The sequence below is a fragment of the Streptomyces sp. NPDC050549 genome (genome assembly GCF_040655035.1).
Taxonomy (GTDB): Bacteria; Actinomycetota; Actinomycetes; order Streptomycetales; family Streptomycetaceae; genus Streptomyces.
The window spans coordinates 33,398-54,296 of record NZ_JBFAJD010000031.1 but is presented as its reverse complement, the minus strand read 5'-3'; the positions used below and the strand labels follow the sequence as shown (position 1 = coordinate 54,296).

General features: G+C 68.5%; 24 protein-coding genes. 10 read left to right on the top strand and 14 right to left on the bottom strand.

Features of this window, described 5'->3' with window-relative positions; translation table 11 throughout:
* Positions 1 to 61 precede the first annotated feature (61 nt).
* The 3 genes from pdhA to AB0I51_RS34460 are packed head-to-tail and all read left to right on the top strand — an operon-like array spanning position 62 to position 3,609.
* Positions 62 to 1,219, top strand: coding sequence for a pyruvate dehydrogenase (acetyl-transferring) E1 component subunit alpha (gene pdhA, locus AB0I51_RS34470; RefSeq protein ID WP_362982058.1), 1,158 nt, complete (start codon positions 62 to 64; stop codon positions 1,217 to 1,219).
* A 1-nt stretch (position 1,220) separates the two neighbouring features.
* On the top strand, positions 1,221 to 2,213 hold the full coding sequence (locus AB0I51_RS34465; RefSeq protein WP_362982056.1) for an alpha-ketoacid dehydrogenase subunit beta: 993 nt from the start codon (positions 1,221 to 1,223) through the stop codon (positions 2,211 to 2,213).
* A gap of 10 nt (positions 2,214 to 2,223) precedes the next feature.
* On the top strand, positions 2,224 to 3,609 hold the full coding sequence (locus AB0I51_RS34460; protein ID WP_362982054.1) for a dihydrolipoamide acetyltransferase family protein: 1,386 nt from the start codon (positions 2,224 to 2,226) through the stop codon (positions 3,607 to 3,609).
* Positions 3,610 to 3,648: 39 nt separating this feature from the next.
* Here the strand turns inward: AB0I51_RS34460 and AB0I51_RS34455 are convergent, their stop codons facing one another.
* The 7 genes from AB0I51_RS34455 to AB0I51_RS34425 form a co-directional block, all read right to left on the bottom strand.
* The gene (locus AB0I51_RS34455) at positions 3,649 to 4,338 is read right to left on the bottom strand and encodes a contact-dependent growth inhibition system immunity protein (RefSeq protein ID WP_362982052.1); all 690 of its coding nucleotides are present in this window, start codon (positions 4,336 to 4,338) and stop codon (positions 3,649 to 3,651) included.
* 24 nt (positions 4,339 to 4,362) lie between these two features.
* Positions 4,363 to 4,662, bottom strand: coding sequence for an RNase A-like domain-containing protein (locus tag AB0I51_RS34450; protein ID WP_362982050.1), 300 nt, complete (start codon positions 4,660 to 4,662; stop codon positions 4,363 to 4,365).
* A gap of 13 nt (positions 4,663 to 4,675) precedes the next feature.
* On the bottom strand, positions 4,676 to 5,248 hold the full coding sequence (locus AB0I51_RS34445; RefSeq protein ID WP_362982049.1) for a hypothetical protein: 573 nt from the start codon (positions 5,246 to 5,248) through the stop codon (positions 4,676 to 4,678).
* Positions 5,249 to 5,261: 13 nt separating this feature from the next.
* Positions 5,262 to 6,941 (bottom strand): RNase A-like domain-containing protein, encoded by a 1,680-nt coding sequence (locus tag AB0I51_RS34440; RefSeq protein WP_362982047.1) that lies wholly within the window; start codon positions 6,939 to 6,941, stop codon positions 5,262 to 5,264.
* Positions 6,941 to 7,255 (bottom strand): WXG100 family type VII secretion target, encoded by a 315-nt coding sequence (locus AB0I51_RS34435; protein ID WP_362982045.1) that lies wholly within the window; start codon positions 7,253 to 7,255, stop codon positions 6,941 to 6,943. The genes AB0I51_RS34440 and AB0I51_RS34435 overlap by 1 nt, the downstream gene beginning before the upstream one ends.
* A 78-nt stretch (positions 7,256 to 7,333) precedes the next feature.
* Complete coding sequence (locus AB0I51_RS34430) at positions 7,334 to 7,762, bottom strand: WXG100 family type VII secretion target (RefSeq protein WP_362982043.1); 429 nt, start codon at positions 7,760 to 7,762, stop codon at positions 7,334 to 7,336.
* A 90-nt stretch (positions 7,763 to 7,852) separates the two neighbouring features.
* Positions 7,853 to 8,290 carry an ATP-binding protein gene (locus tag AB0I51_RS34425; RefSeq protein ID WP_362982041.1) on the bottom strand — a complete coding sequence of 146 codons (438 nt, stop codon included), beginning with the start codon at positions 8,288 to 8,290 and terminating at the stop codon, positions 7,853 to 7,855.
* Positions 8,291 to 8,536: 246 nt separating this feature from the next.
* Between AB0I51_RS34425 and AB0I51_RS34420 the strand changes: the two genes are divergently transcribed.
* Entirely contained in the window at positions 8,537 to 9,415 is an 879-nt protein-coding gene (locus AB0I51_RS34420) for a helix-turn-helix transcriptional regulator (protein ID WP_362982039.1), read from the top strand.
* 5 nt (positions 9,416 to 9,420) lie between these two features.
* Positions 9,421 to 9,609, top strand: a complete 189-nt coding sequence (locus tag AB0I51_RS34415; RefSeq protein ID WP_362982037.1) for a DUF397 domain-containing protein — start codon at positions 9,421 to 9,423, stop codon at positions 9,607 to 9,609.
* A 62-nt stretch (positions 9,610 to 9,671) separates the two neighbouring features.
* Here the strand turns inward: AB0I51_RS34415 and AB0I51_RS34410 are convergent, their stop codons facing one another.
* On the bottom strand, positions 9,672 to 10,583 hold the full coding sequence (locus tag AB0I51_RS34410; protein WP_362982036.1) for a serine hydrolase: 912 nt from the start codon (positions 10,581 to 10,583) through the stop codon (positions 9,672 to 9,674).
* Between the two features lie 300 nt (positions 10,584 to 10,883).
* On the opposite strand from AB0I51_RS34410, the gene AB0I51_RS34405 reads away from it, so the two are divergent.
* Positions 10,884 to 11,567, top strand: coding sequence for a GntR family transcriptional regulator (locus AB0I51_RS34405; protein WP_362982034.1), 684 nt, complete (start codon positions 10,884 to 10,886; stop codon positions 11,565 to 11,567).
* Positions 11,564 to 12,886 carry an MFS transporter gene (locus AB0I51_RS34400; RefSeq protein ID WP_362982032.1) on the top strand — a complete coding sequence of 441 codons (1,323 nt, stop codon included), beginning with the start codon at positions 11,564 to 11,566 and terminating at the stop codon, positions 12,884 to 12,886. Before AB0I51_RS34405 ends, AB0I51_RS34400 begins: the two co-directional genes overlap by 4 nt.
* Positions 12,887 to 12,982: 96 nt before the next feature.
* Here AB0I51_RS34400 and AB0I51_RS34395 read toward each other — a convergent pair whose 3' ends face one another.
* Positions 12,983 to 13,807, bottom strand: a complete 825-nt coding sequence (locus tag AB0I51_RS34395) for a maleylpyruvate isomerase family mycothiol-dependent enzyme (protein ID WP_362982030.1) — start codon at positions 13,805 to 13,807, stop codon at positions 12,983 to 12,985.
* Between the two features lie 179 nt (positions 13,808 to 13,986).
* On the opposite strand from AB0I51_RS34395, the gene AB0I51_RS34390 reads away from it, so the two are divergent.
* Positions 13,987 to 14,787, top strand: a complete 801-nt coding sequence (locus AB0I51_RS34390) for a carbon-nitrogen family hydrolase (RefSeq protein WP_362982028.1) — start codon at positions 13,987 to 13,989, stop codon at positions 14,785 to 14,787.
* A 528-nt stretch (positions 14,788 to 15,315) separates the two neighbouring features.
* Here AB0I51_RS34390 and AB0I51_RS34385 read toward each other — a convergent pair.
* Both AB0I51_RS34385 and AB0I51_RS34380 read right to left on the bottom strand, forming a co-directional pair.
* Complete coding sequence (locus AB0I51_RS34385) at positions 15,316 to 15,807, bottom strand: LURP-one-related family protein (RefSeq protein ID WP_019073497.1); 492 nt, start codon at positions 15,805 to 15,807, stop codon at positions 15,316 to 15,318.
* Positions 15,804 to 16,814: a helix-turn-helix domain-containing protein gene (locus tag AB0I51_RS34380; RefSeq protein ID WP_362982025.1), complete on the bottom strand. Its 1,011-nt coding sequence runs from the start codon at positions 16,812 to 16,814 to the stop codon at positions 15,804 to 15,806. Before AB0I51_RS34380 ends, AB0I51_RS34385 begins: the two co-directional genes overlap by 4 nt.
* Before the next feature lie 51 nt (positions 16,815 to 16,865).
* Between AB0I51_RS34380 and AB0I51_RS34375 the strand changes: the two genes are divergently transcribed.
* Entirely contained in the window at positions 16,866 to 17,252 is a 387-nt protein-coding gene (locus tag AB0I51_RS34375) for a cupin domain-containing protein (protein ID WP_362982023.1), read from the top strand.
* 29 nt (positions 17,253 to 17,281) lie between these two features.
* Positions 17,282 to 19,138: an NHL domain-containing thioredoxin family protein gene (locus AB0I51_RS34370; RefSeq protein WP_362982021.1), complete on the top strand. Its 1,857-nt coding sequence runs from the start codon at positions 17,282 to 17,284 to the stop codon at positions 19,136 to 19,138.
* Positions 19,139 to 19,161: 23 nt separating this feature from the next.
* Here AB0I51_RS34370 and AB0I51_RS34365 read toward each other — a convergent pair whose 3' ends face one another.
* From AB0I51_RS34365 to AB0I51_RS34355, 3 genes are all read right to left on the bottom strand, one after another.
* Positions 19,162 to 19,326 (bottom strand): hypothetical protein, encoded by a 165-nt coding sequence (locus AB0I51_RS34365; RefSeq protein ID WP_362982019.1) that lies wholly within the window; start codon positions 19,324 to 19,326, stop codon positions 19,162 to 19,164.
* Between the two features lie 42 nt (positions 19,327 to 19,368).
* A complete protein-coding gene (locus AB0I51_RS34360; protein ID WP_362982017.1) occupies positions 19,369 to 20,427 on the bottom strand; it encodes a glycosyltransferase family 2 protein in 1,059 nt (352 codons plus the stop codon).
* Positions 20,428 to 20,646: 219 nt separating this feature from the next.
* Positions 20,647 to 20,874, bottom strand: coding sequence for a DUF6458 family protein (locus AB0I51_RS34355; protein ID WP_362982015.1), 228 nt, complete (start codon positions 20,872 to 20,874; stop codon positions 20,647 to 20,649).
* Positions 20,875 to 20,899: the final 25 nt, after the last annotated feature.

The following is a 20,899-nucleotide window of genomic DNA, read 5'->3' as shown; positions in this document are numbered from 1 at the left end:
GCAGGTGAGCCGCACTGGCACCCGGCGAACCCGGGGAGCCGGACCGACGGAGGAGCACACGTTGACCGTGGAGAGCACTGCCACGCGCAAGCCGCGACGCAGCGCCGGAAGCAAGGCCAAGGGCGCCGACCCGGACCTCGTCCAGCTGCTGACGCCCGAGGGCAAGCGAGTCAAGAACGCGAAGACCGCCCCGTACGACAAGTACGTCGCCGGCATCACCCCCGATGAGCTCCGCGGCCTGTACCGCGACATGGTGCTCACCCGCCGCTTCGACGCCGAGGCCACCGCCCTGCAGCGCCAGGGGGAGCTGGGTCTGTGGGCCTCGCTGCTCGGCCAGGAGGCCGCCCAGATCGGCTCCGGGCGGGCCACCCGCGAGGACGACTACGTCTTCCCGACCTACCGCGAGCACGGCGTCGCCTGGTGCCGCGGGGTCGACCCGACCAACCTGCTGGGCATGTTCCGGGGCGTCAACCACGGCGGCTGGGACCCCACCACCAACAACTTCCACCTGTACACGATCGTCATCGGCTCGCAGACGCTGCACGCCACCGGCTACGCGATGGGTGTGACCATGGACGGCGCCGACAGCGCCGTCGTCGCGTACTTCGGGGACGGCGCCTCCAGCCAGGGCGACGTCGCCGAATCGTTCACCTTCTCGGCGGTGTACAACGCCCCGGTCGTGTTCTTCTGCCAGAACAACCAGTGGGCCATCTCCGAGCCCACCGAGAAGCAGACCCGCGTCCCGCTCTACCAGCGCGCGCAGGGCTACGGCTTCCCCGGCGTCCGCGTCGACGGCAACGACGTGCTGGCCTGCCTCGCGGTCACCAAGTGGGCGCTGGAGCGGGCCCGCAACGGCGAAGGGCCCACGCTCGTCGAGGCGTACACGTACCGCATGGGCGCCCACACCACCTCCGACGACCCGACGAAGTACCGGGCCGACGAGGAGCGCGAGTCGTGGGAGGCGAAGGACCCGATCCTGCGGCTGCGCCGGTATCTGGAGGCCTCAAACCACGCGGACGAGGGATTTTTCGCGGAACTCGAAGCCGAGAGCGAGGCGTTGGGCAGGCGAGTGCGCGAAGCGGTCCGTGCCATGCCGGACCCGGACCGGTTCGCACTCTTCGAGCACGTGTACGCGGACGGGCACGCGCTCGTCGACGAGGAGAGGGCCCAGTTCGCCGCCTACCAGGCGTCGTTCGCGGACGAAGAAGGGGGTAAGTGACATGGCGCAGACCGCGACAACCAAGAACCTGCCGCTGGCGAAGGCGATCAACGAATCGCTGCGCGCCGCCCTGGAGTCCGACCCCAAGGTCCTCATCATGGGCGAGGACGTCGGCAAGCTCGGCGGCGTCTTCCGCGTCACCGACGGCCTCCAGAAGGACTTCGGCGAGCGCAGGGTCGTCGACACCCCGCTGGCCGAATCAGGCATCGTCGGCACCGCCATCGGCCTGGCCCTGCGCGGCTACCGCCCGGTCGTGGAGATCCAGTTCGACGGCTTCGTCTTCCCGGCCTACGACCAGATCGTCACCCAGCTCGCCAAAATGCACGCCCGCTCCCTGGGCAAGGTCAAGCTCCCGATCGTCGTGCGCATTCCCTACGGCGGCGGAATCGGCGCGGTCGAACACCACTCGGAGTCCCCCGAGGCCCTGTTCGCCCATGTGGCCGGCCTGAAGATCGTCAGCCCGTCGAACGCGTCGGACGCCTACTGGATGATGCAGCAGGCCATCCAGAGCGACGACCCGGTGATCTTCTTCGAACCGAAGCGGCGCTACTGGGACAAGGGCGAGGTCAACACGGAGGCCATCCCCGGCCCCCTGCACAAGGCCCGCGTGGTCCGCGAGGGCACGGCCCTGACCCTCGCCGCCTACGGTCCGATGGTGAAGCTCTGCCAGGAGGTCGCCGACGCGGCGGCCGAGGAGGGCAAGTCGCTGGAGATCCTGGACCTGCGCTCGGTGTCCCCGCTGGACTTCGACGCGATCCAGGCCTCGGTCGAGAAGACCCGCCGCCTGGTCGTGGTCCACGAGGCGCCGGTGTTCTTCGGCTCCGGCGCCGAGATCGCGGCCCGCATCACCGAGCGCTGCTTCTACCACCTGGAGGCTCCGGTGCTCAGGGTCGGCGGCTACCACGCCCCGTACCCGCCGGCCCGCCTGGAGGAGGAGTACCTGCCGAGCCTGGACCGGGTGCTCGACGCCGTCGACCGCGCTCTGGCGTACTGAGGAGAGGGTCGTGACGACGATGACTGAAGCTGAAGCGTCCGTACGCGAGTTCAGGATGCCGGACGTGGGCGAGGGCCTCACCGAGGCCGAGATCCTCAAGTGGTACGTCCAGCCCGGCGACACCGTCACCGACGGCCAGGTCGTCTGCGAGGTGGAGACGGCGAAGGCAGCCGTGGAACTCCCCATCCCGTACGACGGTGTGGTCCACGAACTCCGCTTCCCCGAGGGGACGACGGTGGCGGTGGGCACGTCCATCATCGCGGTGGCGGTGGCGGGCGCCGCCGCCACCGCCGAGGCACCGGCCGAGCCGAAGCCGAAGGCGGAGCCGGTGGAAGAGCCGGTGGAGGAGGCGAAGCCGGCCGCCCGCACACCGGTCCTGGTGGGCTACGGCGTCTCCACGTCCGCCACGAAGCGCCGCCCCCGCAAGGGCGCGGAGATCCCGACCCAGGAGGCGTCGACGGCGGTCCAGGCGGAGCTGAACGGCCACGCGCCCGCCGTACAGTCCCGCCCGCTGGCCAAGCCTCCGGTGCGCAAGCTGGCGAAGGACCTGGGCGTCGACCTGGCGACGGTGACCCCGTCGGGCCCGGACGGCATCATCACCCGCGAGGACGTGCACGCCGCGGTGGCGCCGGCTCCGGAACCGGCGCCGCAGGTCCAGGTCGCTCCGCCCGTCGCGACGCCGACGTACGACACGACCCGGGAGACCCGCATCCCGGTCAAGGGCGTCCGCAGGGCGACGGCCGCGGCGATGGTCGGCTCGGCGTTCACGGCACCGCATGTCACGGAGTTCGTGACGGTGGACGTGACGCGCACGATGAAGCTGGTCGAGGAGCTCAAGCAGGACAAGGAGATGCAGGGCCTCAGGGTCAACCCGCTCCTGCTGATCGCCAAGGCCCTGCTGGTGGCCGTCAAGCGCAACCCGGACGTCAACGCGTCCTGGGACGAGGCCGCCCAGGAGATCGTCCTCAAGCACTACGTCAACCTCGGCATCGCGGCGGCGACCCCGCGCGGTCTGATCGTGCCGAACATCAAGGACGCCCACGCGAAGACTCTGCCCCAACTGGCCCAGTCGCTGGGCGAGTTGGTGTCCACGGCGCGCGACGGCAAGACGTCCCCCGCGGCGATGCAGGGCGGCACGGTGACAATCACCAACGTCGGCGTCTTCGGCATCGACACCGGCACCCCGATCCTCAACCCCGGCGAGTCGGCGATCCTCGCGATCGGCACGATCAGACTCCAGCCGTGGGTCCACAAGGGCAAGGTGAAGCCCCGCCAGGTCACGACCCTGGCGCTGTCCTTCGATCACCGGCTGGTGGACGGGGAGTTGGGGTCGAAGGTGCTGGCCGATGTGGCGGCGATTCTTGAGCAGCCGAAGAGATTGATCACCTGGGCGTAGACACAGGGCCGCGCACCTCTGTGAGTTGAGGTGCGCGGCTCAGCTCTGCTGCGTCGGCGTCCCGTAGTCGGCGCGCGGTGCGGTCAGCCGGTCGGCGGCCAGTGCGAGCCAGCCGCTGGGTGAGTACGGCGTCGGTGGGTCGACCTCCATGCCCAACTCGGCGACGGCGAGGGCGTAGTCCGACTCGTCGATGTCCAGGGCGAGGAGCTCGTACAGTTCGCCGACGAGGCGGGCGACCAGCTGCGGGTCGGTCGTGGCCCGGTAGTCGTCGATCGCCGCGTCGTGGTCGTCGAATTCGTCCGGCATGTCCTGGGAGAACCACCCGCCGAGGAACTGACCGAGTTCCGGGAAGCGGGTGTGCCATTCCCAGTAGGTGACGGGGGTGGCCGGGGGCGGGACCTCGCCCTCCTCGATGCTGTGCTTGACGTGATCGGCGAGGCAGTACAGCCACTGCTGGAGGTCGGCTTCGGGAAGGCCGACGTCCGGAATGGCGTAGAACTCGCCGAGACGCAGGCGGAGTCGGCCGGGAGGGTTGTCGGCGTACTCACGGAGTTGGCGTTCGGCGACGGCCAGGGCCCACGGCCGGCTGTGCCAGGTGTGGCGGAGGTAGGCGATCAGCGCGTCGCTCGCCCTGTCCGGTGTGTCGTCGGCCGACTGCCCGGCGTAGGCACGGATCACCTGGTCCAACTCGCCGTAGCGGCGGTCGTGTTCGAGGGGGCTCAGGGGCACGGGATCAGCCTCTACGGGTTGTCGTCACAGGTACATCGGGAACGTGGCGTGGACGGCGAAGCCGTGCGGCCGGGACGCGTCCCGCTTCAGGATCACCCGGGCCGCGCGGACGTCGACGGGTTCCTGTCCGGCCAGCATCATCGCCTGGAGCAGGACGCGTCCGACCGGTTCGGGGCGGGACGGCCACGTCGCCTCGATGGTCAGGCGAGGGCGCGTGGATTGGGCCAGCCACCGGTGGATGACCTGCTCGTTGGAGGTGACGACCTGTTGAGTGGCCCATTGGGCGGTTTCTCGGTCGGGGTAGGTGGCGGAACGGGTGCGCATTTATTGACCGCTTTCAGTCTTCGTCGAAAGCCCAGAAAACTCCCACTTCGGACTCCGAAACGACAATGAGGCCGCAGTCGGAGAGGAAATTGGAAAGACAGTTCCATTCGGCATCGGGATTCAGTAGCTCCACATCGGGGTCAACCCGGGCGGCGGCCAGATTGGTGTAGTAGGAGATTTCTGGGGAAAATCTTGAAATAACCGTGTCGGCGCACTGGAAGAGTCGCTCTTTACGGTTCTCGAAATCCGGGATGTTTGAAGATTGATAGTATTGCCCCTGCAGGGCGACCAGCAGTTGTGATGCGGATCTCTTTCCCACCCGGTAAAGAAGGGAATCGAATTCATCGAGGCGTAGGTCGACGAAGGGTGTTTCTTGGTTCCGCTCGCCGCCAGACCCTGGTGGTGGAAAATTCAGGGAACTCCAATTTCGCGGATCTTTGACTTGCATTTTCATGACAGCCTGCACGTCACGGCGCCAGTCGTCGTGGTTCCGGGGACCCGCCGCCGCGAAGGTCCACGCCCCGCCGAAAAGTTCCAGCAGAGCCGATTTCCAGGAAGCGGAATCGATCACCTGTTGTCCTCTCATGGCTTGTTGTTCCTCATGACTGAACCGTGTCGCTCGGCATCGAAGTGAGGACGACGTAGGGCGGATGTCCGCCGGGACGTGGTTTCAAGGTCACATTGACGATATGTGAGTCGTGGGCAGCGGAGTCGCCTCGCGTCCACGTCCTGCCCACGGTGTCGTTGAAAGTGAGTCCCACGGTTCGCTTGGAACGGTCCGGATTGGGGTTGCTCGCAAGCCAGTTCGCGATCTTCTGCTGGTTGCCCGGGTCGTCGAGGACGCCCTGTGTGTAGCGCTGGGCCGATGTCAGGTCGGTGAAAGTCGATGCGGCGATCGGCGCGACCGTACCGTCCGGACGTACCTTCGCCTGGTCGCGAAGCCTTTGCTCCAGTTGTGCGTCCGTCTTTCCCACATGTTTGTCGATGACGTGCGAACCTGCCAGTCCTTCCTGATTGGCGAGATCGACGGGGAAGCGGTGCTTGGACTCGTCATCTCCCGGAACTGTGTAGAGAGGATCCCCTTTGAAGTCAGTCAGTGCCCGCGCGCCGAACGCCTCGGCTCTGGCCGTTTCGGCATTGAAGGTCGGTGCGCTCGTGTATGCCTCGTCCAGAGCCGGCAGTAGCGTATTGATTTCACCGACCTGTCGGTGAATGCGGTTGTTGTAGGCCGACACCGCGTCGTTCAGGGCACCTTCGTCGATGTTCAGCACGATCCCGACCGAGACGTCCGCGACCAGGCCCTTGCCTGTTTCCCACAGTCCCTTTACCAGGCTCTTCGCGTCCGTGATGTCCAGATCTCTTGGATCAAGTTGCTTGATGCTGTCGACAACGGCTTGGCGGTAGATCCGGTGCAGATCGTCCCGGACGTCCTCGGCGGCCTTCGCGACGTTGTAGATCGCATCGACCATGGCATCGCACGTGTCGAAGAGAACGGCGAAGACGGGATGGCTGCTTCCTCTCTTCTTCGCGTCGTCGTTGGACCAGTCGTAACCCTCACGGTTCTTGCCCCAGGCGGACGTCCCCCACAGCGTGCTGCAGAACGTCCGCATGGCGTTGTACCAGTCCTGGTCGGTCTGGTCGGTGATGCTGCCGACGAGGCCTGTGAGCGTCCCGTCCACCATGCCGAGTGTGGTCTGCGGCATTCGCCATGCCTGGGAGATCGAGTACAGGCGCAGGTGATTGGGCAGCGGGAGGATCGTTGCCGCTTTGCCCCAACGGCACTCGTGCTCCAGCAGGGGACGCATGACAGCCAGGACCACGGCTTCCAGACCTTCGAGGGCCTCCTGCATCAAGTCCTGGCCCGCGTCGATGTCCCCCCACTTGAAATCGGTGACCGGACCGTACGCGGGGGCTTTGTCGATGACATGCGGGTTCGGCCGATGCGTCGGCTGTCCTGTCGGCGAAGGGTGGGTGGCCGCGTCGGCCGCCGCGTAGTTGTTGGCGGTGGACGTGAAGCCGACAGCGGCTCCTCCCACGCTCACCACGGACTTCGCCCAGACCTCCAGGAAACGCTCGGCGACTTTCAGGTAGGCGGTCGTGAAGTCCTTCATCGCCGTGCCCCTCCCGCCGCCGTCCGGGTACCGGGCCAGTTCGTCGAGGAACGACTTGATGCCACGGTCAAGAGGGTCCTGCTGGCCTGCTATACCCGTTGAGACGCCGTACAGGACGGTCGGAGTGACGTCGATCTTCCCGTTCGCCGGAGACGTCGGTGTGCTCATCAGGCCGCTCCCCAACCCCGCAGCACCGCCCGGTGCGCCGCCGCGTAATTCGCGTGCCCGGTGGTGACGTACGCGTGCAGCCACTTCTGCGCGGCCTGCAGGTCCTGTGCCGAGCGGTCCCACTCGTCGAGCTTCTCGACGAAGACCTCGCGGGCCTCGCCCTTCCAGGACAGGACGACCGGTTCGGCGCGGTCGTAGAGGTCGTCGAGCTTGCCGTTGAGCTGTTTGAGGATGTCCTCCAGCTCGGTGGTGAGGTCGTGGAGCGTGGCGAAGGAGACGGTTATGTGGTCGTCGGCGGAAGCCCCGGTCGACATGATCCCCCTGGGCATCGGTCGGCAACTATGGCTGCGTGATGGGCACTTGACGGCTTGCGTTCAGAAGGATCGGAAGGGTCAGAAGGAGTCGAGGCTGCTGCGGGGTGGGGTCGGTGTATCGCCCGCCGACCCCACACCGGGCGTGGACAGCTTGTCCACCTCGCCGCCGATGTCGACCTGGATCCTCTGCACGCGCTCCAGTACCTCGATGTCGTTCGCGGAGAAGCCGTCCCGGCTCATCCGCACCGCCTGCTCCAGCAGCTTCATCACTTCGCGGATGCGTACGGCGTCCTCGGTCGCCGCGCGGTGGAACTCGCGGTACGCCGTCGCCGCAGGGCCGCGCCAGCCGGCCTCGATGCGGTCGACGATCGCGTCCATGCGTCTGACCTGCTTGTCGAGGTGGTCCTGCATGTCGTCGAGGTCACCGGCGAGCTTGGTGAGGTCGGCGGACGTCACCCGCAGGTCGGGGCCGCCGCCCTGGCCCGCACCGGTTCCGGGCACTGCCATGCTGTATCCCCGCCCCCGTCGCGTCGGCATCACACGTCACTTGCTGTTGCAATAATCCTACGGTTCGCAGTGGCTTCGAAGCGAGGCCGTTCAGGGGCTCGCGATGTCCAACTCCGCCCAGACGGTCTTGCCGACCGTGAGGCTCTCCACGGCCCAACGGGTGGCCAGCGTACGGACGATGAGGAGACCTCGGCCGAACTGGTCGTCGGGGGTGGATGTTTGGGGCCACGGGAGTCGCTCACCCCTCGGGTCGGTGACCGCGACGCGCAGGGCGTTGCCGGTGAGGGACGTCTCCACGCGGAACAGGCGGTCGCGGAGGCAGCCGTGAAGTAACGCGTTCGTGCACAACTCGCTTGCCAGCAGGGCCGCGTCGGCGGCGGAGTGGGGGTGCCCCCAGGCGGTGGTGAGGTGGGCGACGTGTCTGCGGGCGCGGGGGATGTTGCTCGGGTACGGGGTGTACGTGACGGCGTCGTAGTGGTCGTAGGGGCCGCTGGGCTTGGGGAGTCCGGGAGGACAGGAGTCGGTCACCGGGGCGCACCTCCTTGTGCGGTGGTTGGGCAGCGGCCGGGTGGGGTGGCTCTGCCGTGCTGTGCCGGGTGGGGGCAGCACGGTGCACTTCCGCCAACTGGTTTCGCTGGGTGGCTTGTTGAGTACTGAAGGTAGCGACTAGTTGGATCGGCAGCAATCGAACGCAGGCAGAAATATTCCTGCCTCGCTTGTAGGTCGACTCTGGAGGGCTACAGACTGGGGCGACTCAACGGGAGGAATCGCTGTATGGGCACCAATCCTGACCGCGGGCGGACGGTGACCACCGTCCTGGGCCGCCGGCTCGGAGGAGAGTTGCTGCGGCTGCGGGAGGCGTGCGATTTGCGGCAGACGCACGCAGCCGAAGCGCTGACGGCGTCGGTCACCAAGGTCGCGAAGATCGAGCGCGGGCAGGTGCCGATGCGTGACCCCGATGTCAGAGCTTTGTGCCACTTGTACGGCGAGAGCGACGAGGTCGTGATCGGCAAGCTCCTGGCCCTCGCGAAGGCGGACCGTGAGCGACGGAAGGCTCATGGCTGGTGGAACCAGTACCCACAACTACAGGCGATGGTCGAGTACGTGGCGCTGGAGGACATCGCCACCACCATTCGGACGTGGCAACTGGCAATAGTTCCGGGCCTGTTGCAAACGTCGGACTATGCGCGGGCACTGGCGGTCGGCAACGGTCACTGGGAGGACCTGGACGAGATCGAGCCGTTCGTCGAGTCCCGGATGACGCGACAGGCTCGGCTGGACTCAGAGAGTCCTCTGGAGCTGTGGGCGGTCGTGCATGAGGGTGCGCTACGTCAACTCGTCGGCGGGCGCGAGGTCATGCGGGCGCAGTTGGGGCATCTGTTGGACATGGCACGTCGCCCGAACGTGAAGTTTCAGGTGCTGCCCTATCTCGCGGGCGCGCATCCCGGTATGACGAGCGCCTTCACCATCGTGTCGTTCGCCGAGCCCGGTGCTCTGGATGTGGTCCACGTCGATACCACCTCGTCGACCGTCTGGTTGGAGAGCGATACTGATGCTGGCCATCACAACGGGCTCTTCGACCGGATCACGCGGTTGAGCCTCGCGCAGCGCAACTCGGTCAGACTGATCGACGGGATCCTGAAGGAGATGTAGCCGGCGTGCCCGCATTCGAGTTTCTCAAGTCCAGCTACAGCGGCGGGAACGCCGGTCAGGAGTGCGTCGAAGTCGCCCGCAACATCCCCGCCACCATCGCCGTCCGCGACTCCAAGCAAGCGGACGGCCCCATACTCCGGCTCGCCCCCTCCGTCTGGGCCGCGTTCACAAAGCACTGGTCCATAAAGCACTGAGGGACCCGCCGCTGGATGCGGCAGGTCCCTCGGTGTTCAGTGGACAGGCAGCTGACCGAACGTCAGCCGATCGTCGCGAAGCCGTAGTTCAGGAGCTTCGTCGCGTCCGTCGCGCGCTGGGTGACGGAGGACGACGCGAGGACCGTGCCGATGACCGTCTTGCCGTTGCGGGTGGCGGCGAAGACGAGGCAGTACTTGGCCTCGGGGCCGGAGCCGGTCTTCACGCCGATCGTGCCGCTGTAGCTGCTGAGGAGGGTGTTCGTGTTGGTCCAGGCAGCCATGGTGCGGGTGCTGCCGGTCTTGGTGATCGTCTTGGCGGTGTACGACTTGGTCTTGACGACCGTCTTGAACGTGGAGTTCTTCATCACGTTGCTGGCGAGCTTCGTCAGGTCGCGCGGCGTCGAGTAGTTGTTGCCGTTGCCGATGCCGTCGAACGAGTCGAACTTGGTGTTCGTCAGGCCGAGCGACTTCGCCGTGGAGTTCATCTTGGCGATGAACGACTTCACGCGTGCGGCCCGGGTGGAGCCCGTGCCGAACTTGTCGGCCAGCGCGTAGGCCGCGTCGCAGCCCGACGGCAGCATCAGGCCGTAGAGGAGCTGACGGACGGTGACCTTGTCGCCGACGATCAGGTGGGCGGAGGAGGCGGTGTTGGCGACGATGTAGTCGCTGTACGCCTTCTGGATGGTGACCTTGGCGTCGAGGTTGAGGTTCGACTGCGACAGCACGACCTTCGCGGTCATGATCTTCGTGGTGGAGCCGGTCGACCGCTTGGTGTCCGCGGCCTTCGTGTAGAGCGACTTGCCGGTGGCGTTGTTCATCACGAAGCCGCCCGCGGCCACGATCGACGGCTTGGTGACAGCCTGCGCGGGTGCCGCGGTCAGGGCGCCGGTCGCGAGCACGGCGCCTGCGGTCACGGTGACCGCGGCGGCTCTGCGGAAGCGGTTGCCCTTGATGCCGTTAATGGCAGTAATCAACTGAGGTACCCCGAATACGTTGAATGCCCCTGAGGAGCGGCCCAGTTGGAGGGGGGAAAGAGAAGGGCCGCACGTGTGTGACACGTAAGTAGCACAGAAGGTTGTGCGGTTGCTGGGGCGGGTTCCCCGAAGGTGTGAAACGCCCCGCCGGCAGCCGTCGGCAGTTGCCGACAGCCGCGCAGACGTATCCCCCCTGCGCATCGTCGTAGACGCGCACCCGGGCCCCTTTGGTTCCGGCCGGTTCCGTCCGCATCCTGGACGCCCGTCCTCATGCGTACGTGTTGTATCTATGCTGTCCTCATGTCGTCCCCGTCCCTCGCCGCCACCGGTTCCGCCCCGCCCGCCGTCAAGCAACCCCCCGCCGCGGACCGCGTCTACACCCACGTCAAACAGGGTGTCCTGGACCGGCGTTACGAGGGCGGCACCCTCCTCACCGAGGGCGAGCTCGCCGAGGCCGTCGGGGTGTCACGGACACCCGTGCGTGAGGCGCTGCTGCGCCTGGAGGTCGAGGGGCTGATCAAGCTCTACCCGAAGAAGGGCGCCCTCGTTCTGCCCGTCTCCTCGCAGGAGATCGCGGACGTCGTCGAGACCCGGATGCTGGTCGAGCAGCACGCGGTCCGCAAGGTCGTACCGGCGTCACCGACCCTCATCGCCCGGCTGGAAGAGCTGCTTGCGCGGCAGAAGGAGCAGGCCGCCGCCGGCGACCTGGCCGGCGCCGCCGTCACCGACCGCTGCTTCCACGCCGAGATCGTCCGCAGCGGCGGCAACGAGATCCTCTCCCGCCTCTACGACCAACTCCGCGACCGGCAGCTGCGGATGGGCGTCGCCATCATGCACTCGCACCCCGACCGCATCGCCAAGACGCTCACCGAGCACGCGGCGATCCTCGACTCGCTGCGCACCGGCGACGCGGAGGCGGCGGCCGGGATCGTGCACCAGCACGTCGACTGGTTCTCCCACCTGGCCCGGGGCGAGGTCCGATGAGCAGCAGTGGTAGCAGCAGTTCCGGTTCCGCTCTCTCCCTGCCCGGTGATCCGCCCGGTGGCCGTCGCGCCATGGCCGTGTGGGGCATCGGCGTCTCCGTCTACTTCGTCGCCGTCATCTTCCGGACGTCCCTCGGGGTCGCCGGCCTCGACGCCGCCGAGCGCTTCCACGTCAACGCCTCCGCGCTGTCGACGTTCTCGATCCTCCAACTGCTGGTCTACGCGGGCATGCAGATACCTGTCGGCCTGCTCGTCGACAGCCTCGGCACCAAGAAGGTGCTGACCATCGGGGTGGTTCTCTTCACCGCCGGCCAGCTCGGCTTCGCCTTCTCCCCCTCCTACGGCACCGCCCTCGCCTCCCGCGCGCTGCTCGGCTGCGGCGACGCGATGACGTTCATCAGCGTGCTGCGGCTCGGCACCCGCTGGTTCCCGGCCCGGCGCGGACCGATGGTCGCCCAGCTCGCGGGCCTCGCGGGAATGGCCGGGAACCTGGTCTCCACGCTGGTGATCGCCCGGCTGCTGCACGGCATCGGCTGGACGGCCGCCTTCGCGGGCAGCGCGCTCGCCGGGGTCGTAGTCCTCGTTCTGCTGCTGCTGTTCCTGAAGGACCACCCCGAGGGCCACGAGCCGGAGCCCTTCCCGCACCGGGGCGCCGCCTACGTCCGCCGGCAGATCGCCGCCTCCTGGCGTGAACCCGGCACCCGCCTCGGTCTGTGGGTGCACTTCACCACCCAGTTCCCGGCGATGGTGTTCCTGCTGCTGTGGGGCCTGCCGTTCCTGGTCCAGGCCCAGGGCCTGTCCCGCGCGACCGCCGGTGAACTCCTCACCCTCGTCGTACTGTCCAACATGGTGGTCGGTCTGATCTACGGTCAGATCGTCGCCCGGCACCACGCCGCGCGGCTGCCGCTGGCGCTGGGGACGGTGGGAGCGACGGCCCTCGTGTGGGCGGTCACCCTCCTCTACCCCGGCGAGCACGCGCCGATGTGGCTGCTGGTCGTGCTGTGTGTCGTGCTCGGTTCCTGCGGGCCCGCCTCGATGCTCGGCTTCGACTTCGCCCGCCCGGCCAACCCGCCGGAGCGTCAGGGCACCGCCTCCGGAATCACCAACATGGGTGGTTTCACGGCCTCGATGACGACCCTGTTCGCGATCGGTGTGCTGCTCGACGCGACCGGGGACAACTACTCGATCGCGTTCTCGGTGGTCTTCGTGCTCCAGGCGCTCGGCGTCAGCCAGATCCTGCGGCTACGGCGCAGGGCGGCCCGCCGCGAGCGCGAGCGGCTGGTGGCGAGCCGGGTGGAGACGGTGCACGTGCCCGCGTGACGGCGGCCCGCTCACGTATCCACCGATTCGGCGCCGACGACCGCCTACTCGATATTCACACCGCCTGATTCACACCGCCTGATTCACACCGCCTGCTTACTTCGTGACCGTGAAGTTCCGCAGTATCGACGCCGCCAGCTCCGGATCGCCGTCCGCCTTGACGCGGTCCGTCACCGATTCGAGGGTGACCCGCCCGCACGCCAGCCGGACGTACGTCTCCCAGTCGAGGATCAGGGTGGCGGCAGGGCCGAGCGCGGGGGCCGTCTCCAGGGTGCCGCGGCCCTGGATGTCGACGCGGATCGTACGGAGGAACTCGATCGGACCGTGCACGTCGAAGACGACCGCCGAACTGCGCGGGGCGCCCGAGTCGTCGGCGACCACCTTCGGGAGCGCGGCGAGCAGCACGTCACGGGCGATGTGCGCGCCGGGCGAGTCGAGGTTCCCGGGGCGACCGAGGGCGGTGCGCAGGTCCTGCTCGTGCACCCACACGTTGAACGCGTGGGTCCGCATGGACTCTTCGAGCGTGACCTCGGTGCTGACATGGCCGCGCACCATGCGGCCCGGCTCCCGCGACTCGTTGCGCAGCTGCCGGTTGCGCCGGATGATCGTGTACTCCAGCTCCGACGTCATCTCCGGCGCCGTGTGGTGACGGCGCACGTCGACCTGCATCTCCATGTACCGCTGGTGCTCGTTGGTGACGTGGTAGAGGTCGCGCGGGAGGGTGTGGATGGGCCGCGGGTCGCCGAGCATCTCGTTGTCCAGCCCGATGACGTGCGAGACCACGTCACGCACCGACCAGCCGGGGCACGGCGTTCGCCGGTTCCACTCTCCCTCCACGAGAGGGTTCACCAGCTCGGATATCGCTTCGATGGAGTGGGTCCAGGCGTCGGCGTAGGGCTGGAGAGTGGGATGCAGACTCACGGAACGGGACCCCTCGGCGGTCGGTACAGGTCGGGTGGCGGGCGGCGTTGCCAGCGGGAGGTGGCTGTCGGCGGGTGTCTTGGAACGCTAAGTTACGCTGCTGTGAGGCACCCCGGCAGTGCTTTCGTGTGACGATCGTAGGCCCGTGTGAACGGCTCGAATGCCAGGACGGTGGTAGTGTGCGCGCCTCTCTCATCCAGATCGCCGTAGAAGAGGGCGAATCGGTTGAAAATCGTCGGGTTCGGGTGGGTGCTCTCGTCCGCGAACAGGCGGGTGCCGATCTGGTCGTCCTGCCGGAGCTGTGGACCACGGGCGCGTTCGCCTACGAGCTGTTCGGCGCCGAGGCCGAGCCGCTGGAGGGGCCGACCTACGAGGCGATGGCCAAGGCCGCGAGCGACGCGGGCGTCTGGCTGCACGCCGGCTCGATCCCCGAGCGAGACCCTGACGGCCCCCTCTACAACACGTCCCTCGTCTTCTCCCCCTCCGGTGAACTGGCCGCCGCCTACCGCAAGATCCACCGCTTCGGCTTCGACAAGGGCGAGGCCGTGCTGATGGGCGCGGGCAGCGAACTGGTGACTCTCCGTCTGCCCGAGACGGTCATCGGTCTCGCCACCTGCTACGACCTCCGTTTCCCCGAACTCTTCCGCGGCCTTGTCGACGCCGGCGCCGAGACCCTCGTCCTCCCCGCGGGCTGGCCCGAACGCCGCCGCTCCCACTGGACCCTCCTGGCGCAGGCCCGCGCCGTGGAGAACCAGTCGTTCGTCCTCGCATGCGGAACGGCCGGTACGCACGCCGGAGTTCCCCAGGCCGGTCACTCGATCGTGGTGGATCCCTGGGGCGAGGTCCTCGCGGAGGCGGGCGCGGGCGAGGAGGTCCTCACGGTGGAATTCGACCCGGCGCGGGTGGCCGTGACGCGCGAACAGTTCCCGGCACTGAAGGACCGGGTGCTGGGTCTGGAGCGTCCGCGCCGCGCGCTGTGACCGGCAGAACCAGGCGGCCCCTGGCCGCACCCGAACGCGCCTTCCTGGCCCTGGACCGGGGCATGGGCGGAGGGAATCCCCCGCCCGCACTCCTGGCCTTCGCCGGCCGCCACCCGGCGGTCGCGCCGCGGTCGTCGCGCCGCTCGTCGCGATACTCGCCGGGGATTTCTCGGTGCTCCGGACGGTCCTCGTCGGCGCGGGCGCGTGACTGCTGTTCTGGGCGATCCTGCGCGCCGAACGCCACCGCCGGGCCCAACTACGCCCGCGTCGGCTACGACACCGTGTCAGGCGGCTCCTGGCCGACCGCCCGTCCCCGCAGAGTCCTTGCCACGATGCTCGTGGCGTGGGTCCCCGTGACGGTGTTCATCCGGCTCGTGGGCAGGACGCAAGACGACCCCTACGGCTGGCGGGCCGGCGCGGTGTTCGGCGCGCCCGCCGTCATGGGCGGCTACCTCGGGGACCGCCTGAAGACACGCAGCCGCGCCCGCGCGGCGGCCGACGAGGAAGCGGGTCGGTCCTCCCGGCGGGTCAGTCCTCCCGCTCCTTCTCCGCGAGGTGGATCACGCACACCGCCACGGCGATCAGCAGTGCCGCGTCCGCGTCCTCCCGGACGATGTCGACGCCGTACGTCTCCCGGATGTGCAGCCAACGCCGGGAGATCTGCGCGAGCAGCTCACCGTCGTAGTCGACGCCGAACTCGCGGTCCAGGATCTTGCCGCTGACGTCGAGTTCGGTGCCGTCCACCAGGGACACCCGATAGTGGTTGCGCAGCAGCGAGAACCGCTTGCGTCTGATGGTCGCGAGGGGCTCGCCGTCCCGTTCGATGACCATCGTGTCGCGCAGGGCGAGCATCTTCTTGTGGATGTCGATGAGCACGCGCCCGTGCGTGTCCTTCAACTCGAAGGTGTCCCTGAGGCGCATGGCCTTGCCGTCGACCAGGAACACCTTGTTGCCGTGCTGGTCCTCGATCCAGTAGTCCTCACCGAAGCCGAGGATCCGATCGCGTACGAGGAATCTCATGCCGTTACGGCTTCCCCGGACGCGGGTCCGAAACGCCGCCGGTAGGCCGACGGGCTCAATCCGGTCTCCCTGCGCAGCCGCACCCGCAGGTTCGCCCCGGTCCCGAGACCGCACCTCGCGGCCACCACGTCGAGCCGCTCCTCCCCGCGCTCGATCAGCCGGCACGCCAGCGCCACCCGCTCCCCGGTCAGCCACGCCAGCGGAGTCGTCCCCAGCTGCGCCCTGAACCGCCGGTGCAGGGTCGCGGGGGAGACGGCCGCGCGGACGGCCAGCCCGGTCACCGTCAACGGCTCCCCCAGCCGCTCCCGCGCCCACGCGAGCAGCGGCCCCAGCGACTCGTCCGGCACCTTCGGCAACGGCCGCTCCACGAACTGGCGCTGCCCGCCGTCCCGATGGGCCGCGAAGACGAGCCTCCTGGACACCGCGTTGGCGATCTCGGCGCCGTGGTCGCGCCGTACGACATGCAGCCCGAGATCGAGCGCGGCGGCGCTGCCCGCGGCGGTGAGGATGTCGCCGTCGTCGACGAAGAGGACGTCCGGTTCGAGCCGCACACGCGGGTGCAGGGCGCGGAAGGCGTCCGTCCACATCCAGTGGGTGGTGGCCCGGCGCCCGTCCAGCAGCCCCGCCTCGGCGAGCGCGAAACTGCCGGTGCACAGGCTCATGACACGGGCCCCGCGCGCGTGGGTGCGGCGGATCGCGTCGAGGACGTCATCACCGCGAGGTACGACGTTGTCGGGCCGCCCCGGCACGACGAGGGTGTCCGCCGAGTCCACCGCGTCCAGGCCGTACGCACCGGTCACGGTGAAGAAGCCGTGGTTCAGCCGCACCTCGCGCGCGGGCGTGCACACCAGCACCTCGTACAGCGGCCCGGGCAGCCCCAGTTCGGGCCGGGGCAGCCCGAACAGTTCGGTGGCGACGCCCACTTCGAAGGGGTTGGTGCCCTCGTCGACGATGACGGCGACCCGGTGCGGACGTACGGGAGGACGTTGCGAGGATCCTTGCGGCATGTGCGATTCCTAGCACTCGTGAGGCGTTCACGGAACACGCACGATGGCCCCATGGAACCGATCTCCCTCACCGAAGCCCTCGCCTCCTTCACCGACCGCTGGAGCCCCCGCATCGTCACCACCGTCAACGACTACGACGTACGCGTCGCCAAGGTCGAGGGCGAACACCTCTGGCACACCCACGACCACACCGACGAGTTCTTCCTGGTCCTGGCCGGCGAACTGCACATCGCGCTCCGCGAGCCGGCGGGGGAGCGCACGGTCGTCCTCCCCGAGGGCAGCGTTTTCACGGTGCCGCGGGGCACGGAACACAAGCCCTACGCCCCGGTCCCGTCCGAGATCCTCGTCCTCGAACCGACGGGCACATCAACGGTCGGCGACCACCACGAGGCCGTGCCGGACCATGTGGACGCGACGACCGGGCACGCGCTGGCCTGACTGTCAGCAGCTGGTGGCACTCTTGATCCATGACCGATGCAACCCCGGCCCCGACTCCCCGCCGCGCCCGCGTCCGCGCCCCCCGGCTCACCGGCAAGGGCGGCTGGCTGAACACGGGTGACAAGCAGTACACCCTCGCCGACCTGCGGGGACGCATCGTCATTCTGGATTTCTGGACCTTCTGCTGCATCAACTGCCTGCATGTCCTCGATGAACTCCGTGAGTTGGAGGAGAAGCACCGCGACACGGTCGTGATCATCGGCGTGCACTCGCCGAAGTTCGTGCACGAGGCCGAGCATCAGGCGGTCGTGGACGCGGTCGAGCGGTACGGCGTCGAGCATCCGGTGCTGGACGACCCGGAGCTGGCCACCTGGAAGCAGTACGCGGTGCGCGCATGGCCGACGCTCGTCGTGATCGACCCGGAGGGGTACGTCGTCGCGCAGCACGCGGGCGAGGGCCATGCGCACGCCATCGAGCGGCTGGTCGCGGAGCTGGAGGCCGAGCACGCGGCGAAGGGGACACTCCGGCGCGGGGACGGCCCGTACGTGGCGCCGGAGCCGGAGCCGACGGTGCTGCGTTTCCCCGGTAAGGCGTTGGCCCTGCCGTCCGGGAACTTCCTGGTCAGCGACACCACCCGGCACCAGCTGGTCGAGCTGGCGGCCGACGGGGAGAGCGTCGTACGGCGGATCGGTTGCGGGGTGCGGGGGTTCGGTGACGGCACGGCCGACTCCGCCACCTTCAACGAACCGCAAGGACTCGCCCTCGGCGAGGACGGTTCCGTCGTCGTCGCCGACACCGTGAACCACGCGCTGCGACGGCTCGACCTCACGACCGGTGCCGTGACGACCCTCGCGGGCACCGGTCGGCAGTGGATGCAGGGCGAGCCCACCTCGGGCCCCGCCCGCGAGGTCAGCCTCTCGTCCCCCTGGGACGTGGCCCGGTGGCAGGGCAGGCTGTGGATCGCCATGGCCGGTGTGCACCAGCTCTGGGCCTACGACCCGGCCGAGGACACCGTCGCCGTCACCGCCGGCACCACCAACGAAGGGCTCGTCGACGGCCCCGGACCCGAGGCCTGGTTCGCGCAGCCCTCCGGACTCGCCGCGACCGCCGACCGGCTGTGGCTGGCCGACTCCGAGACGTCCGCCCTGCGCTGGGTGGACGTCGGCGGCGCCGTGCACACCGCCGTCGGCACCGGACTCTTCGACTTCGGACATCGTGACGGAGCGGCCGAACAGGCCCTGCTACAGCACCCGTTGGGCGTCACCGCGCTCCCGGACGGCTCGGTCGCGATCAGCGACACGTACAACCACGCGCTGCGCCGCTACGACCCCGCGACCGGCGAAGTCACCACGCTGGCCACGGACTTGAGGGAGCCGAGCGACGCCGTTCTGGACGGCGACGAGATCCTGGTCGTCGAATCGGCTCGGCACCGGCTGACCCGCCTGCGGTTGCCGGAGGAGGCGGTGCGGGTCGAGTCCGTCGCCCATCGCACTCAGCGCGCGGCCACCGAAGTCGCCCCCGGCGAGCTGAAGTTGGACGTGATCTTCCATGCCCCGGCCGGGCAGAAGCTCGACACGCGCTACGGCCCCTCGACCCGGCTGCTCGTCTCCGCGGCCCCGCCTGAGCTCCTTGTCACCGGCGAGGGCCCGGGCACGGACCTGAACCGCACCCTGACTCTCAACCAGTCCGTCACGGAAGGCGTGTTGCACGTCTCCGCGATGGCCGCGTCCTGCGACGACGACCCTTCCAACGAATACCCGGCCTGCCACGTCCACCAGCAGGACTGGGGCGTCCCGGTCCGCCTCACCGAGGGCGCGACGGACCGTCTCCCCCTCGTCCTGGCAGGCATGGACGACCCGCATGACCCGCACCACCAGGACGCCTGAAACGGGGGACCACCGGCAGCGCCCTAACGGCGACGCGCCCGCGGTGCCAGCTTGTACAGCGCCAGCCCAGCCGCCACCAGCGTGGTCGCCGCCACCATCATCGCCATGCTGTTCAGCCACAGGCCGGTCGCGGCCAGCGTGGCCCCACCGGCGCCGGTCGTCCCGGCGCCGACAACTCTTCCGTACATAAACGTTTCTCCTTGTGGGCGTGAAGTGGTGTGAGGGGTGGGCTAGGTGGCCACCCACTTCTCCTCGCTGCGGCGGACCAGCCCCCACAGCGAGGAGAAGTAGACGGCGTGCTGGAAGAGGTCGTAGAGCATCTCCGGGATCATCAGCGCCGCGACCAGGACCGCGAGGGGTCCGGCGCGGCGGACGGAGACGGTCTTCTCGACCACGAAGATCAGGCCGATCGCGGTCCAGAACGGGGAGACGCCGGGGAAGCCGTACATCGTCGTGTACGTCGCCATGAAGGTCAGGTAGACCAGGAACGACAGCGCGCCGAAGCCCATCAGGAACTGCTGGAGGAAGTAGCGGGCGGTGACCTTGGTCCAGCCGTAGTCGCGGAGGTTCTCCAGGGCGCCGCGCTGCCAGCGCAGGCGCTGGTGCCAGAGTTTGGGGAGGCTGGTCATGACCTCGGTGGTGACCGCGCAGCCCGCCGGGGACATGGCGCGGTAGCCGAGGGTCTTGACCGCCTTGGTCATCTCGTCGTCCTCGGTGAGCGAGGCGAGGCTGTAGTAGCCGTCGCCGCCGCCGATCCGCCCCGAGCGGCGGGCTTCGCGGACCTCGCGCAGGACGCGGGCGCGGAACATGGTGCCGGTGCCGGTGAGGACCTGGGCCTTGCCGCCGGTGCGGTCCAGCTCCCAGGCGTAGCGCTGGAACTCCATGCGCTGGAGCAGTCCGAGGAGTCCGCCGCCCTGCTCGCCGTAGAAGACTCCGCCGACGGCGCCGACCTTGCGGTTGAAGGTGGCCATGGCGGTCTCGCTGAACCAGGGGTTGAGGACGGTGTCCGCGTCCTGGACGAGGAGGAGGTCGCGCTCGTCGAGGTGGGGCAGGACCCAGTCGATGGCCTGGTTGAGGGCGCCGGCCTTCTTGTGGGTGTTGCCCTGGGTGGCGAAGATGTCCGCGCCGTGCGAGGCGGCGACTTCGGCCGTGTCGTCGGTGCAGTTGTCGGTGACGACGACGATCAGGTCGGGTTTACGGGTTTGCCGCCACAAGCCCTCGATCGCGGCGCCGATGCGGTCCGCCTCGTTGTGGGCCGGTATGAGGACCACCAGCCGTGGTTCGGGCACGGCAGCAGCCTCCCCCGTGATGAATCGTGAGACGGGCCCGGGGCTGCCTCTCCTGGGCCCTTAACTGCACAGAGTCTTCACGAGGCTCACACAACCGCACAATACGACTGGCGTCACGAATTGCTCACGGTTGTCTTTGCATGTCCTGTGCGGGTGATTCCGCCTTAGTGCGGGTTACGCCCCCGTATCAACCGCCGAAGCCCTGCCTCGGGCCCCGGATCAGCCGCGGTAGCCGCGCGACTCGTCGTCCTCGACGATGGTCGTCTGGCCCGGTATCACCACGCGTCGGCGCCGGGCCAGGCTGCTGAACGTCACGACGCCGATCAGCCCGACGATCATGAGGATCACGCCGACCAGGTCGAGATTGACCCCTTGCATGTGCCAGTCGGTCGCGAAGGTCAGAATCGCGCCGACGGCGATGAGGATGATGCAGCCGCCCAGGCCCATGAGTGTCGCCTCCCTGTCCGGTCCG